General features: G+C 70.6%; 13 protein-coding genes. 7 read left to right on the top strand and 6 right to left on the bottom strand.

The annotated features are described in order from the left end of the window. The first annotated feature begins 141 nt into the window (after nt 1–141). Together dnaJ and ACIRD8_RS34825 are read left to right on the top strand one after the other, a co-directional pair. Nucleotides 142–1,335 (top strand): molecular chaperone DnaJ, encoded by a 1,194-nt coding sequence (dnaJ, locus tag ACIRD8_RS34830; protein ID WP_404000823.1) that lies wholly within the window; start codon nt 142–144, stop codon nt 1,333–1,335. Nucleotide 1,336: 1 nt separating this feature from the next. Further along, entirely contained in the window at nt 1,337–1,783 is a 447-nt protein-coding gene (locus ACIRD8_RS34825; protein WP_033296623.1) for a heat shock protein transcriptional repressor HspR, read from the top strand. Nucleotides 1,784–1,853: 70 nt separating this feature from the next. On the opposite strand, the gene ACIRD8_RS34820 is transcribed toward ACIRD8_RS34825, so the two are convergent. The 4 genes from ACIRD8_RS34820 to ACIRD8_RS34805 all read right to left on the bottom strand — a co-directional run bounded on the left by ACIRD8_RS34820 (nt 1,854) and on the right by ACIRD8_RS34805 (nt 5,552). Next, complete coding sequence (locus ACIRD8_RS34820; protein ID WP_404000820.1) at nt 1,854–3,116, bottom strand: JmjC domain-containing protein; 1,263 nt, start codon at nt 3,114–3,116, stop codon at nt 1,854–1,856. A gap of 12 nt (nt 3,117–3,128) precedes the next feature. Continuing rightward, nucleotides 3,129–3,299: a hypothetical protein gene (locus ACIRD8_RS34815; protein WP_404000817.1), complete on the bottom strand. Its 171-nt coding sequence runs from the start codon at nt 3,297–3,299 to the stop codon at nt 3,129–3,131. 116 nt (nt 3,300–3,415) lie between these two features. Continuing rightward, nucleotides 3,416–4,432, bottom strand: a complete 1,017-nt coding sequence (locus ACIRD8_RS34810; RefSeq protein WP_404000814.1) for a LuxR C-terminal-related transcriptional regulator — start codon at nt 4,430–4,432, stop codon at nt 3,416–3,418. Between the two features lie 136 nt (nt 4,433–4,568). Beyond that, nucleotides 4,569–5,552, bottom strand: coding sequence for a helix-turn-helix transcriptional regulator (locus ACIRD8_RS34805; RefSeq protein WP_404000812.1), 984 nt, complete (start codon nt 5,550–5,552; stop codon nt 4,569–4,571). A 128-nt stretch (nt 5,553–5,680) separates the two neighbouring features. On the opposite strand from ACIRD8_RS34805, the gene ACIRD8_RS34800 reads away from it, so the two are divergent. Together ACIRD8_RS34800 and ACIRD8_RS34795 are read left to right on the top strand one after the other, a co-directional pair. Next, entirely contained in the window at nt 5,681–6,184 is a 504-nt protein-coding gene (locus ACIRD8_RS34800) for a hypothetical protein (protein ID WP_404000809.1), read from the top strand. Then, nucleotides 6,181–6,501 (top strand): (2Fe-2S)-binding protein, encoded by a 321-nt coding sequence (locus ACIRD8_RS34795; RefSeq protein WP_404000807.1) that lies wholly within the window; start codon nt 6,181–6,183, stop codon nt 6,499–6,501. The genes ACIRD8_RS34800 and ACIRD8_RS34795 overlap by 4 nt, the downstream gene beginning before the upstream one ends. 144 nt (nt 6,502–6,645) lie before the next feature. Here ACIRD8_RS34795 and ACIRD8_RS34790 read toward each other — a convergent pair whose 3' ends face one another. Beyond that, nucleotides 6,646–7,047: a pyridoxamine 5'-phosphate oxidase family protein gene (locus ACIRD8_RS34790; protein WP_404000804.1), complete on the bottom strand. Its 402-nt coding sequence runs from the start codon at nt 7,045–7,047 to the stop codon at nt 6,646–6,648. 137 nt (nt 7,048–7,184) lie between these two features. Between ACIRD8_RS34790 and clpB the strand changes: the two genes are divergently transcribed. The 3 genes from clpB to ACIRD8_RS34775 all read left to right on the top strand — a co-directional run bounded on the left by clpB (nt 7,185) and on the right by ACIRD8_RS34775 (nt 12,035). Beyond that, nucleotides 7,185–9,791, top strand: coding sequence for an ATP-dependent chaperone ClpB (gene clpB, locus ACIRD8_RS34785; protein ID WP_404000832.1), 2,607 nt, complete (start codon nt 7,185–7,187; stop codon nt 9,789–9,791). 347 nt (nt 9,792–10,138) lie between these two features. Beyond that, nucleotides 10,139–11,407, top strand: coding sequence for an MFS transporter (locus tag ACIRD8_RS34780; RefSeq protein ID WP_404000801.1), 1,269 nt, complete (start codon nt 10,139–10,141; stop codon nt 11,405–11,407). Nucleotides 11,408–11,477: 70 nt separating this feature from the next. After that, on the top strand, nt 11,478–12,035 hold the full coding sequence (locus ACIRD8_RS34775) for a YbjN domain-containing protein (RefSeq protein WP_404000799.1): 558 nt from the start codon (nt 11,478–11,480) through the stop codon (nt 12,033–12,035). Nucleotides 12,036–12,125: 90 nt separating this feature from the next. Here ACIRD8_RS34775 and ACIRD8_RS34770 read toward each other — a convergent pair whose 3' ends face one another. Then, entirely contained in the window at nt 12,126–13,307 is a 1,182-nt protein-coding gene (locus ACIRD8_RS34770) for a pyridoxal phosphate-dependent aminotransferase (protein WP_404000796.1), read from the bottom strand. Between the last annotated feature and the right edge of the window lie 15 nt (nt 13,308–13,322).

The following is a 13,322-nucleotide window of genomic DNA, read 5'->3' as shown; positions in this document are numbered from 1 at the left end:
CCTACCCCGACTCCCGGGGCGGGGGCCGCCCCCCCCCCCCCCCACCCACCCCCCCCCCCCCCCCCCCCCCCCCCCCGGGGGGGGCGCCCCCCCCCCCCCCCCCCCCCCCCCACGGCCGATCGTCCGGAAGGAGGGACGTCGATGAGCACGAAGGACTTCGTCGAGAAGGACTACTACAAGGTTCTCGGCGTCCCGAAGGACGCCACCGACGCCGAGGTCAAGAAGGCGTACCGGAAGCTCGCCCGCGAGTACCACCCGGACGCCAACAAGGGTGACGCCAAGGCCGAGGAGCGCTTCAAGGAGATCTCCGAGGCGAACGACGTCCTCGGTGACCCCAAGAAGCGCAAGGAGTACGACGAGGCGCGCGCCCTCTTCGGCAGCGGAGGCTTCCGCGCGGGTCCCGGCGGTGCGGGCGGCAACTTCAACTTCGACCTGGGCGACCTCTTCGGGGGCGCCCCGGGCGGTGGCCAGGGTGCCGGCGCCGGAGGTTTCGGCGGAGGCGGCGGTGGCGGCCTGGGCGATGTCTTCGGCGGACTGTTCAACCGCGGTGGCGCGGGCCAGCGTGTCCAGCCGCGCCGCGGCCAGGACATCGAGTCCGAGGTGACGCTCAGCTTCACCGAGGCGGTCGACGGGGCCACGGTCCCGCTCCGGATGTCCAGCCAGGCACCCTGCAAGGCGTGTTCGGGCACCGGCGACAAGAACGGCACCCCGAGGGTCTGTCCGACGTGCGTCGGGACCGGCCAGGTGTCGCGCGGCACCGGCGGCGGATTCTCGCTCACCGATCCCTGCGTGGACTGCAAGGGCCGGGGCCTCATCGCCCAGGACCCCTGCGACGTCTGCAAGGGCAGCGGCCGCGCGAAGTCGGCCCGCACGATGCAGGTCAGGATCCCCGCGGGGGTCCTGGACGGCCAGCGGATCCGGCTGCGCGGCAAGGGCAGCCCGGGCGAGCGCGGCGGCCCGGCCGGCGACCTCTACGTCGTCGTCCATGTCGACGCCCACCCGGTCTTCGGCCGCAAGGGCGACAACCTCACCGTCACCGTGCCCGTCACCTTCCCGGAGGCGGCGCTCGGCGGCGAGGTGAAGGTCCCCACGCTCGGTGGCCCCCCGGTCACCCTGAAGCTCCCGGCCGGTACGCCCAACGGACGTACGATGCGGGCCCGGGGCAAGGGCGCCGTACGCAAGGACGGCACCCGGGGCGACCTCCTGGTCACCGTCGAGGTGTCGGTGCCCACGGACCTCGGCACGGACGCCCAGGACGCGCTGGAGGCCTACCGGAAGTCGACCGCGGGGGAGGACCCGCGGGCGGAGCTGTTCCAGGCTGCGAAGGGAGCTTGAGATGGACGGCCGTCGACGCAATCCGTACCAGCTGACCGATGAATCACCGGTCTACGTGATCTCGATCGCGGCCCAGCTCTCGGGCCTGCACCCGCAGACACTGCGCCAGTACGACCGCCTCGGCCTGGTCTCGCCCGACCGTACGGCCGGGCGCGGGCGGCGCTACTCGGCCCGTGACATCGAACTGCTGCGCACGGTGCAGCAGTTGTCGCAGGACGAGGGCATCAACCTCGCGGGCATCAAGCGCATCATCGAGCTGGAGAACCAGGTTGCCGCGCTCCAGCAGCGCGTCGCCGAGCTCTCGGCGGCGGTGGACGGCGCGGCCGTGGCCATGCAGCAGCGCGAGGCCCAGGTGCACGCCTCCTACCGGCGCGATCTCGTGCCGTACCAGGATGTGCAGCAGGCCGGCGCCCTGGTGGTGTGGCGGCCCAAGAGGCCGAAGGACTGAGCCCGCGCCCGTCGTGGGCCGTCGGACACACGGAAGGCGGGATCCATCGCGGATCCCGCCTTCCGGTACGTCAGGACGGGTGCACGCGGCCGGGACACCCGCGGCGTGCCGGCCGGCGATCAGCCCCCTCGCCGGTGGGCGCCTCGGCCACGAGACCGGAGCAGCCCGAGGCCAGCTCGGGTGTCAGGGGTGCGCACCATTCGTGGCGCATCAGGATCTCGGCCAGTTGGTGCACCTCGTCCCCGACCGAGTCGGCTGCCCGGTCCAGCGGCACGGGCCGGCCGCTCAGCAGGAGACGCAGCGCGGGCAGCGCCTTGGCCTTGAACGTGAGCTTCTTGCCCGAGGAGAGCGCCTCGACGGTCTCTCCCAGATCGCGGATGCGGGGACGGAACTCGCACACGCAGATGACGGAGCCCTGATGCCCGAACGTCTCCAGGAAGGGGACGTGCCGGGCCGGGGCGACCGCGTGCTCGCGCGCCGCCAGGAAGTCGGCGGGGGGTGCGGAACCCACGAGTTCCACGGCCGCCTCGGTGAGCCGGCGGTGCTGCTCCGAGCCGGCCGAGGGATCGAGATCGCGGCGGAACAGCTCGTGCTCACGGGACCGGTCCGCGAGCCAGGACAGCCAGGACGCTCCGGTCCTCGTGGTGAAGCCGAACGTCATGTGCAGGCTGTGTCCGGAACCGCGGCCGCCACGGCCTGCCCTGTGCCAGTAGCCGCGCGGGATGTGCAGGACGTCGCCGGGGTGCACGGTCCCGGTCCAGAGGGTTTCCTCGCTGGGTGTGTCGTTGCGGGCGGCGTCGCGGTGCAGCGGCACGGAACGGGACGGGCCTCGCACCTCCCAGTCCTTCTCCCCCGAGAGCTGGACCGCGAGGACGTCGTGATCGTCCCAGTGCAGGCCGAAGCCGTCGGCGCCGTTCGTGGTGAGGTAGATGTTGACGGTGACGCGTTCTCCCGACCACCACTGCAGGGCCCGGCAGGCCACTTCGAGTGTGGGATCGAAGATGTTCGCGCGGTCCAGCACCATCGTCGTCCCCTCACGGAGCAGGCTCCCGAGACGACGCATGTTCACCAGGCCGGAACCGTCCCTGCCCACACCGCCCGCGTCCTGATTCAGATACGCGCCGGGGTGCAGCTCCTTGCCGTCCTGGAAGCAGCGGATCTGCGGATTGCCCAGGGGCCGGCGCATCGCCAGATCCAGGAGCCGGGTGGGCGTCAGCAGGCGTGCGGGCAGTCCCGGGTCACGCAGACCGCCCCGTGCGAAACCGGCACCGAGGTGCTGTGGCCCGTCCCAGCCCAGTGCCTCGACGACACCGGCGACCAGTCCGTGGTCCACTCCGCCTCCCCGTCAGACCCGGGGGAGGGCCTCGGCGCCGGTGTCCGGCGCAACGTCCCACGCGATGTCGGCCGCTGCGGCGGCGAGCGGGTCGGCGGATCCGGCCCGATCCGTCACATGGCTCATGACCTCCACGGACACGAGGAGATCGTCGTGGGTGCGGGTGCTCTGCGTGTCGCTCACTCGTCCCACTCCATTCGATCGGTCATTCGATTTCCATTCATGATGGCATCGATTCCCGTCCGTCCGGGGGTCTTTGGCGGATGAGGGCCCGCTCACCGGTCGCGCCGGGGCGCCGGTCAGGAGACCGGGCGGCGGGCGTGCGTCCGGGTGGGTGGTGTGCCGTCCGGCTCCACGATCCCGGACCGTACGAGGAGCGCCCCCAGCTGTGTGCGGCTGTGCGCGTCGACCGTCTGCATGAGCTTGGAGATGTGGGAGCGGCACGTGCGGACGCTGATGCCCAGTTCACGGGCCACCTCGTCGTCCACGCGGCCCTCCAGGAGGAGGCGGGCGATGCTCTGCTGGACCGCGGTGACGGGGGCTCCGGGGGCGGCCGCCGGGAGCTGCTCGCTGTAGGGGGTCGCCTGCGCCCAGAGGACCTCGTAGACCCGGGTGAGGTAGCGGACCAGGGCCGGGTGCCGGATCTCCAGCGCCACGTCGTCGCGGGGCGCGGCCTGGGCGTAGGCCACGGTGCGGTCGAAGATGATGAGCCGGTCGACGGTCTGCTCGATGGTGCGCACCTGGAGGCGGTCACCCGGCATCCGGGCCAGGTACTCCCTGACGCGCGGGCTGTAGCGGACGGGGTGCTGGTAGAGGTGCCTGAGGCTGGCTCCTCCGGCGATCGCGGCCCGGCCGTTGCCTATGGCCTGCTGGATGTGGTGTTCCAGCCGGTTGCCGCCCGGCTGCGCGGTCAGGACCTCCTCGGTGGCGCGTGCGGAGGCCTCCCGGAGGGCCGACATGATCAGCGGCCGCCCTTCGAGCACGGTGATGGCGAGGTTGGGGTCCTCGTTGGTGATCGTCGCCAACGGCGCCAGCGTCCCGGCGAGCGCGGTGGTCAGCCGTATCCGCTCGTCTATCTCCCGGGTGATGGGCTGCAGCAGGTGAGCCAGCGCGGCGGACGCCGGAACCGGGCGGAGCCATGCGCGGTCGTCGGGGTCGGGGTGGACGAGAGCCATCTCGAGGAGGCACGGGGCGGACGCGAGGTCGCTGCGCGCCACGCGTCCGGCGCGCAGCGCCTCCTTGTACAGGCTGATGCCCGAGGTGCAGAGCTCTCGATTCCCGTGCGGATGCGCCGGTTTTGCCTCATCGGCGTCCATTTGATGACCCCTCACTTCGTGCACTGCATGAACATGACGGTGGCGGAAGCCCGGCCGCCGGGGGAGTGTGGACCTGTCGGGCGGGAGGGGAACCCGCCCGCGGTCCCGGGGCGGGGACGCCTCGGAGCCCGCACGTTCAGGAGTCCTGGTCCAGGATCCCTGAACGCGAGATCAGGTATCCGAGCTGGGCGCGGCTGGTGCTTCCCAGGGTGGCCGACAGTTTGGCGACGTGGGCCCGGCAGGTACGGACGTTCATGCCGAGGCGGCGGGCGATGGAGTCGTCCACGTGTCCTTCGACGAGGAGTTGGGCGATGGAGCGCTGGACCCCGCTGATCCCGTCGGGGGTCGGCTCGTACTTGATCTCTTCGAGCAGCGGGGCGGCCCTGGTCCAGAGCTGCTCGAAGACCTTCGCCAGGTATTCGACCAGGCCGGGGTGGCGCAGTTCCAGGGCGACCATGCGGTCGTCCTGGGCGGGGATGAAGGCGACGGTCCGATCGAAGACGATCAGACGTTCGATGAGCTCTTCGAGGGTGCGTATCTCCACGTGGTCGCCGGCCATGCGTTCCGCGTAGGCCAGCGTGCTCTGGCTGTGGCGCGCGGTGTGCTGATAGAGGGTGCGGATCCGGATGCCGCGGTCCACGACGGACAGACCGCGCTCCAGCGACCTGCTGAGGATGTCCTCGGGCCGCCCGCCGCCGGGCTGGACGGTGAGAACCTCGGAGCGGCATTCCGCGGTCGCCAGATCGAGGGACGCGTTGATCCGGTTGACGCCCTCCAGCACGGTGATGGCGTGGTTGGCCGAGGGGCCCTGCGCGCTGATGTCCATGAACGGCTCGAAGCATTCGGCCAGTGCCAGCGAGTGCCGGCGTCTTTCCTGGATCTCACGTTCTATGGGATGAAGGTGTTGCGCCAGGGCCGCCGACGGCGCGACGGGGCGGAGCCAGTCCGCGGCGTCGGGATCGGGATGCAGAAGTGCGAACTCGATCAGGCAGGGGGCCGTCTCCACATCGGTGCGGGCGATGCGGCCGGTGCGCAGCGCGATGGCGTAAAGCCGTGCTCCGTCATCACATAGTTCGGCAATCCCGTGAGGATGTGTCGGTTTTGTGGTACTTGCGGCCATATCTCCACCCCCCAGGTTCCTGAACTTGCAGGAACATGATGCATCGACGCAGTGGTGTTCGAGTGCCCAGGTGAGACATCGTCTTCAGTGCGGGGGAGAAGAATCCACAAGTGAGGACGAAGCCGACTATGTACAAGCGAATGCTTCGCTCGGCGCTTGCCGCCTCGTTCGTCGCGGCCATGGGTTTGGGGCTGTCGAGCGCAGGCGACATCGGCTGGAGCAGCGAGGCGGCTGCTGCGCCGAGCGACATCGGCTGGAACACGCAGGCAGCCGCGCCGGAGGACATCGGTTGGGTCGCTCCCGCGGTCGCCCAGGGGGACATCGGCTGGGTCGCTCCTGCGGTCAGCCAGGGTGACATCGGCTGGGTTGCTCCCGCGGTCGCTCAGGGTGACATCGGTTGGATTGCTCCCGCGGTCGCTCAGGGTGACATCGGTTGGGTTGCCCCCGCGGTCAGCCAGGGCGACATCGGTTGGGTCGCTCCTGCGGTCAGCCAGGGTGACATCGGCTGGGTTGCTCCCGCGGTCGCTCAGGGTGACATCGGTTGGGTTGCGCCCGCGGTCAGCCAGGGTGACATCGGTTGGGTCGCTCCGACCGACATCGGCTGGTCCGCCCCGGCCCGCATCGCCGCATGACCACCCCACCGGACGACCGCACCTTCCGGCGGGAGATGGCCACGGCATATCGCTCAGGGTGGCATTTCATCGATCTGCTCTCGGCACTCACCCGCCAGGGCGATTCGTTGATGGTCACCCTGTTCGGAGAGCCGATTCTCGTCGTGATGGAAACGGATGACGACATCCGCGCCTATCGCTGTCTTCGCCGGCCTCGCGGAGCGCCGCAACCGGTTCGCTGTGCCGTGAGGTACGGCATGATTTTCGTTAATCTCGACCAGCGTGACCACGAGCTGTTCGAACAAGAAGCCATTTCCGCCACCCCCCGCAGTGCCTGAACGATTCCCCCGTCGTTCCAAATCGTTCCGGCACTTCCCCCACACAGCGGCGCCATCGTGACCTGAACACGATGGCGCCGTTGTGCTGCCCGGAATTCACTTCGGGTTTCCGGGCGTTTTCCGGTCTCCGGACGTTCCCGTTCTCTAGACGTTTCCGAGCGCCCTGTCGACGGCGATCTCGATGACGATCCGCTCCGGATTGTGCCGCGGAGTGCGTTCGTACCGCTCCGCGTAGCGGCGTACCGCGTCCTCGACCTCGTCGGGTTCCGTACGGACCACGGCCCGGCCCTCCAGGGTCGCCCAGCGCCGCCCCTCCATCTGGCAGACCGCGACCCGCGCGCCCTCGGCCCCCGCCGCCAGGACGTGGGCGGCCTTCCTGGTGTTCCTGCCGGTGATGACGCGGGCGAGCCGCGTCTCCGGGTCGTACGTCACGCCCACCGGCACCACGTGCGGGGTTCCGTCCGGGCGGAGCGTGGTCAGGGTGCACACGTGGCGCTCCCGCCAGAAGGCGAGGTACTCGGGACCGGGGTTGCGTACGTCAGGCATGGGGTCAGCCTAGAGAGAGGGCGTACGGGCGGCCCGGGAAGGCCCCGTTTCGTCCTTGAGTGGAATAGACTCAACTTTGTACCCGTTGATCGAGTCATAGTTCCGTGACGTACCAGCACGAGGAGGAGACAGCGCCCGTGGACGCCGAGCTGACCAACAAGAGCCGGGACGCCCTGAACGCGGCCACCACCAGGGCCGTCAAGGACGGTCATCCCGATCTGACCCCCGGGCACCTGCTGCTTGCGCTGCTCGCGGGCGAGGACAACGCGAACATCACCGATCTGCTGGCCGCCGTCGAGGCCGACCAGGTGGCCGTGCGGGAGGAGACCGAACGGCTCCTGGGCTCGCTGCCCAGCGTGACCGGGTCGACCGTCGCCCCGCCGCAGCCGAGCCGCGACCTGCTCGCCGTCCTCGCCGACGCCGACCAGCGGGCCAAGGAGCTCGGCGACGACTACCTCTCCACCGAGCACCTGCTGATCGCCATCGCGGCGAAGGGCGGCCGCGCCGGTGAGATCCTCGACGGGCAGGGAGCCAGTGCGAAGAAGCTGCTGGACGCATTCGAGAAGAGCAGGGGAGGGCGCCGGGTGACCACTCCCGACCCCGAGGGCCAGTACAAGGCGCTGGAGAAGTTCGGCACCGACTTCACGGCAGCCGCCCGCGAGGGCAAGCTCGACCCGGTCATCGGCCGTGACCCGGAGATCCGCCGTGTCGTACAGGTGCTGTCGCGCCGTACGAAGAACAACCCCGTGCTCATCGGCGAGCCCGGCGTCGGCAAGACGGCCGTCGTCGAGGGCCTCGCCCAGCGCATCGTCAAGGGCGACGTCCCCGAGTCCCTGCGGAACAAGCGGCTCGTCTCCCTGGACCTCGGCGCGATGGTCGCGGGCGCCAAGTACCGCGGTGAGTTCGAGGAACGCCTCAAGACCGTCCTCTCCGAGATCAAGGAGAGCGACGGGCAGATCATCACCTTCATCGACGAGCTGCACACCGTCGTCGGCGCGGGCGCCGGCGGCGACTCGGCGATGGACGCGGGCAACATGCTCAAGCCGATGCTCGCCCGCGGTGAGCTCCGCATGGTCGGCGCCACCACCCTGGACGAGTACCGCGAGCGGATCGAGAAGGACCCCGCCCTGGAGCGCCGCTTCCAGCAGGTCCTGGTCGCCGAGCCGTCCGTCGAGGACACCATCGCCATCCTGCGCGGCCTCAAGGGCCGTTACGAGGCGCACCACAAGGTCCAGATCGCGGACTCCTCGCTGGTGGCCGCCGCGACGCTCTCCGACCGCTACATCACCTCCAGGTTCCTCCCCGACAAGGCCATCGACCTCGTCGACGAGGCGGCCTCCCGGCTCCGCATGGAGATCGACTCCTCCCCCCTGGAGATCGACGAGCTCCAGCGGTCCGTCGACCGGCTGCACATGGAGGAGCTGGCGCTGAAGAACGAGAGCGACGAGGGCTCCAAGCAGCGCCTGGAGAAGATCCGCCGCGACCTCGCCGACAAGGAGGAGGAGCTGCGCGGTCTCACCGCCCGCTGGGAGAAGGAGAAGCAGGGCCTGAACCGCGTCGGTGAGCTCAAGGAGCGCCTCGACGAGCTGCGCGGCCAGGCCGAGCGCGCCCAGCGCGACGGCGACTTCGACACCGCCTCCAAGCTGCTGTACGGGGAGATCCCCGGCCTGGAGCGGGAGCTGGCCGAGGCGGACGAGGCCGAGCAGGAGGCCGCCCAGGACAAGGACACGATGGTCAAGGAGGAGGTCGGCCCGGACGACATCGCCGACGTCGTCGGCGCCTGGACCGGCATCCCGGCGGGACGCCTCCTGGAGGGCGAGACCCAGAAGCTGCTGCGGATGGAGTCCGAGCTGGGCAGGCGGCTGATCGGCCAGACCGAGGCCGTGCGCTCCGTGTCGGACGCCGTACGCCGCACCCGTGCGGGGATCGCCGACCCCGACCGGCCCACCGGCTCGTTCCTCTTCCTCGGTCCGACCGGGGTCGGCAAGACGGAGCTGGCCAAGGCGCTCGCCGACTTCCTGTTCGACGACGAGCGGGCCATGATCCGCATCGACATGAGCGAGTACAGCGAGAAGCACAGCGTCGCGCGGCTCGTCGGGGCCCCGCCCGGCTACGTCGGCTACGAGGAGGGCGGCCAGCTCACCGAGGCGGTCCGCCGGCGCCCGTACAGCGTCGTGCTGCTCGACGAGGTCGAGAAGGCCCACCCCGAGGTCTTCGACATCCTGCTCCAGGTGCTCGACGACGGCCGGCTCACCGACGGCCAGGGCCGGACGGTGGACTTCCGCAACACCATCCTGATCCTCACGTCCAACCTGGGCAGCCAGTTCCTGGTCGATCCCCTGATCGAGCCCGAGGTGAAGAAGGAGCGGGTCCTGGAGACCGTACGGGCCTCGTTCAAGCCGGAGTTCCTCAACCGACTGGACGACCTGGTCGTCTTCTCCGCCCTGTCCGGGGACGAGCTGGCGCACATCGCCGGGCTCCAGGTGGACCGTCTCGCGGGCCGGCTGGCCGACCGGCGGATCCACCTCGACGTCACTCCGGACGCCCTGGCCTGGCTGGCCGAGGAGGGCAACGACCCGGCGTACGGCGCCCGGCCGCTGCGCAGGCTCATCCAGACCGCGATCGGCGACCGGCTCGCGAAGGAGATCCTCGCGGGCGAGGTCAAGGACGGCGACACGGTCCGGGTGGACCGGGCCGGTGACGGACTGACCGTGGGCACCGCAGCAGCGGCGAAGACCCTGTAGGCGGTAGCCGGTGCCCTGTGTCCCCGGCCCTGAGGATCTCGCGTCCCGGGCCGGGGACACAGGTGTGTGCGGCTCCGTCCGCATTGATGTGTGCATCCGGCACGCATCGTCGGCGGAACCGCCCACGAAATTGAGCCGAAATTTTCCATTCCATGGCCGAATGGTAGATGCGGTACGGCTCGGGCCTTACTTTTTGTACCGGCGCGATACATATCTGTGCCCTTGGCCGGAGGCGACGGGACGGCAGTGCGCGTGATCGTGTTCCGCGCAATATCGGGACACTCCGGGCCCTTTCTCATTGCGGCGGGGGTGGCCGTTCCGAATTCCGAAACCGGTAAGGTACGCGCATGACGGAACGGATACCCGGTGAGCAGAGTGCGGAGCCGAAGGATCGCAAAAGTGACAGCCTCATTCGCCTGAGCGAATTTCGTACGCTGTGGGCGGCTTTTGCTCAGTCGGTGCTGGGCGACCAGCTGGCGCGGGTGGCACTGTCGCTGCTGGTGTTCGAACGCACCGAGTCGGCCGGCTGGACCGCCGCGACCTACGCCCTGACGAGCCTGCCCGCGCTGCTGTCCGGCGTACTCCTCTCCGGTCTCGCCGACCGCTTCCCCCGGCGCACGGTCATGATCAGCTGCGACCTGGTGCGCGCCGTCCTCGTCGGACTCATGGCCCTGCCCGGTACGCCCCTGCCGCTGCTCGCCGGGATCCTGGTGCTGGCACAGCTCGCCGAGGCGCCCTTCGGGGCGTCGCAGGGCGCCCTGATGCCCGCGGTCCTGGGCGAGCGCCTGTACGAGCGGGGGCAGCGGGTCATGCTGATCACCCACCAGGCGGGACAGCTGGTCGGCTTCGCCGCCGGCGGGGTGCTGGTCGTATGGCTGGGCAGCCACGTCTCGCTGGGGCTGAACGCGGTGACGTTCCTGATCTCCGCCGTCCTCATCAGGCTCGGTGTGAAGGCGCGCCCGGTGGACCAGGGCGCCGACGCCCGGCCGAAGCGGATGCACACCCAGGTCGGCAAGGCCGCGGCACTCATCTGGTCGGACCCCCGGCTGCGGTCGCTGGTCGCGCTCGGCTGGCTGGCGGGGTTCATCGTGCTGCCCGAGGGCCTGGCCGCCCCCTTCGCGGAGGAGGCCGGCGGGAGCGCCGCCTCGGTGGGGCTCCTGCTGGCGGCGCACCCGGCCGGGATGGTCCTGGGCGCCGCGTTCCTGGGGCGTGCGGGCTTCGACGTGGAGCGGCGCCGCCGGCTGCTCGGGCCGCTGGCGGTGGGCGCGAACCTTCCGCTGGTCATCTACTTCGCGGGCCCCGGGGTGGGGGTGGCCCTGCTGGTGCTGCTGGTGTCGGGTGTCTGTTCGGCGTACCAGATCACCGCGGGGGCGACCTTCGTGCTGCTGACCCCGGCCGACCAGCGCGGTCAGGCCCTGGGCCTGGCCAGGTCGGGGCTGACGGCCATGCAGGGGATCGGCGTCGCGTCGGGCGGCCTGGCGGCGGAGCTGACCGGGTCCTCGGCGCAGACGATCGGAGGGGCGGGACTGATCGGCACGCTCTGCGCCGTCCTGGTCGCGGTTTCCTGGTCGCGGGCCAGGGGAACGAGCGCGGGGACGATTCCCCTGAGCGCATAGGACTACCGGCCGCGATCGCGGCTAGGGTCGGAGCCAGGAAACCACGTGCGATCCACAGGAGTACCCAGCGATGTCTATCGACCCGTCCTCGATCCCCAACTTCGGGGGCCAGCCCGAACCGCAGGCGTCAGGTCCCGAGGGCCCCGTGGTCCCCGACCAGGACCTCGTCAAGCAGCTTCTCGAGCAGATGGAGCTGAAGTTCGTCGTCGACGACGAGGGCGACCTCGCCGCGCCGTGGGAAGACTTCCGGACGTACTTCATGTTCCGCGGCGAGGAGGAGCAGCAGGTCTTCTCGGTCCGGACCTTCTACGACCGCCCCCACGCCCTGGACCAGCGGCCCGTCCTGCTCGACGCGATCGACGACTGGAACCGCCGCACCCTGTGGCCCAAGGTCTACACGCACGCCCACGAGGGCGAGGAGGGCGCCGCGGGCTCCGTGCGGCTCGTCGGTGAGGCGCAGATGCTCATCGGCACCGGCGTCAGCCTGGAGCACTTCGTCTCCTCGACGGTCAGCTGGGTGCGGGCCTCGATCGAGTTCGACAAGTGGCTCGTGGAGCGCCTGGGCCTGGAGCCCGACGCGAAGACGGCCGAGGGCGACGCGGGCGCCGAGCAGGCCCCGGAGGCCTGATCCGGCGGGCACGCAGCAGGGACGGAGGCCCGGGACGGGGCGTGGCCGGTGCGGCCGGCGCCCTTCCCGGGCCTCCGTCGTCGTGCGGGGTCAGGACGCCCGCAGGCCCTTGAGCCGGGTGACCGCCTCGGTGAGCACGTCCGTGCGCTTGCAGAACGCGAAGCGCACGAAGGGCGCGCCCTGCTCGCGGTGGTCGTAGAAGACCGCGTTCGGCACGGCGACGACCCCGCAGCGTTCCGGGAGCGCCCGGCAGAAGGCGAAGCCGTCGTCCCCGGCGCCGAGCGGACGGATGTCGGTGGTGACGAAGTACGTGCCGGCCGGCCTGTAGACCCCGAAGCCGGCCTCGGCGAGACCCCCGGCGAGCAGGTCGCGCTTGGCCCGCAGGTCCGCCCGCAGCTCGTCGAAGTAGCTGTCCGGCAGCCGCAGGGCCTCGGCGACGGCGTACTGGAACGGGCCGCCGGAGACGTACGTCAGGAACTGCTTGGCGGAGCGCACCGCGGTGACCAGTTCCGGGCTGGAGGTGATCCAGCCGATCTTCCAGCCCGTCAGCGAGAACGTCTTTCCCGCGCTGCTGATGCTGACCGTGCGCTCCCGCATGCCGGGGAAGGACGCCAGGGGGATGTGCTCGCCCTCGAAGACGAGGTGCTCGTAGACCTCGTCGGTGATGACCAGGAGGTCCCGCTCGCAGGCGAGCTCGGCGACGGCGGCCAGCTCGTCGCGGGTCAGGACTGTGCCGGTCGGGTTGTGCGGGGTGTTGAGCAGGATCAGCCGCGTGCGGGGCGTGACGGCCGCGCGCAGCTCGTCGAGGTCGAGCCGGTAGGCGCCCTCGTGGGGCCGGAGCGTGACGGGGACGCGGGTGCCGCCGGCCATGGCGATGCAGGCGGCGTACGAGTCGTAGTACGGCTCCAGGGCGATGACCTCGTCGCCGGGCTCCAGGAGGGCCAGCAGGGAGGCGGCGATCGCTTCCGTGGCGCCCGTGGTGACCAGGACCTCGGCGTCGGGGTCGTACTCCAGTCCGTAGCGCCGCAGCTGGTGCTCGGCGACCGCGGTGCGCAGCTCGGGGACGCCGGGGCCCGGTGGGTACTGGTTGCCGTGGCCGGCACGCAGGGCGCGGACCGCGGCCTCCCGGATCTCCTCGGGGCCGTCGGTGTCGGGGAAGCCCTGGCCGAGGTTGATCGATCCGGTCTGTGCGGCCAGCGCCGACATCTCCGCGAAGATCGTCGTGCCGAACTCGGTGAGGCGGCGGTTGAGCAGCGGTCGTCCCTGTGTCATGGCGCCATCCTGTGC

The sequence above is a fragment of the Streptomyces sp. NPDC102451 genome, from assembly GCF_044765485.1.
GTDB lineage: Bacteria > Actinomycetota > Actinomycetes > Streptomycetales > Streptomycetaceae > Streptomyces.
Note: the sequence above shows the minus strand (reverse complement) of the source record. Positions and strands in the feature narration are given on the sequence as shown.